Raw genomic sequence first — 866 nt, 5'->3', positions numbered from 1 at the left:
CAGCGAGCTGCGTCGCCTCAACGTCGCCATTACCAGGGCCCGTGATCAGCTGATTCTCGTCGGCGACAGCAAGACGCTCACCAACGCTGCCGACGAAGGCTTCCGGCGTCTCGCAGGCGAGCTCTTCCGGTACGCCGCTCAGCACGGTGACGTTGTCGCGGCTCGACAGTTGCGGGAACGGCTGCCGGTGTGAGCGACCCGGCGCACGTACCTGTCCGGCGGATTCTTGAGCGCGTTGCCGCCATGCCCGACATCCAACCGTTGCGGATTTTCCCGCTGCTGTTGCCGATGTGGGCCGTACAGGTTAAGGCAGTCATTCGGGAGGCGCAGCCGTACGAACTGTTCGACCAGTACCTGTCGCGGGCAATCGCGACCGCCGGATTGCGCGACACGTCCAGCCTCGCTGCCTTCTTCGCCGTCGAGCCGGCCCTGGTCGAGCGAGCGCTGCGCTTTCTGGACACCATCGGCCACCTGCGGCGTGACGGGAGCATCCTCGGGCTCACCGACATCGGGCTGCGTTCGGTTGCCGACGGGCACCGGTACGTCCTCAAGGAGGACCATCAGATCCTCTATTTCGACGGCTTCACCGGGTCGCCACTGCCGAAGTCTCACTACGCCGGCGCCGTATGGCTGGAAGAGCCGGCGCTGACCCTCGACGGTCGTACACGGTTCCAGGCCGTCGCGGGTTCCGGGCTGTTCCAGATCGATGCTGTCGCTGAGCTGTCCCGCCGTGCGGACCGGGAGGATTTCAATCTGCCGGGTGCGCTGACCTCCGTACAACCGCTTGAGTTGGGCAATGCCTGGTTGCCGGCGTACGTCGTCGAGTGTGTCTCGGGCCTGCTCACTTTCGTCAAGGCGATCGATAC

General features: G+C 65.2%; 1 protein-coding gene and 1 pseudogene. Both read left to right on the top strand.

What is annotated here, in order from left to right; genetic code table 11:
* On the top strand, positions 1-193 hold a 193-nt coding region (locus DMB66_RS60140), incomplete at its 5' end, for an AAA domain-containing protein (RefSeq protein ID WP_148112991.1).
* Positions 190-866, top strand: a pseudogene (locus DMB66_RS60135) (hypothetical protein); the annotation flags it as partial. The gene DMB66_RS60140 and the pseudogene DMB66_RS60135, both read left to right, overlap by 4 nt.

The organism is Actinoplanes sp. ATCC 53533, from assembly GCF_003947245.1.
The sequence above is the reverse complement of the archived record's forward strand: the minus strand, read 5'-3'. Positions and strand labels throughout refer to the sequence as shown.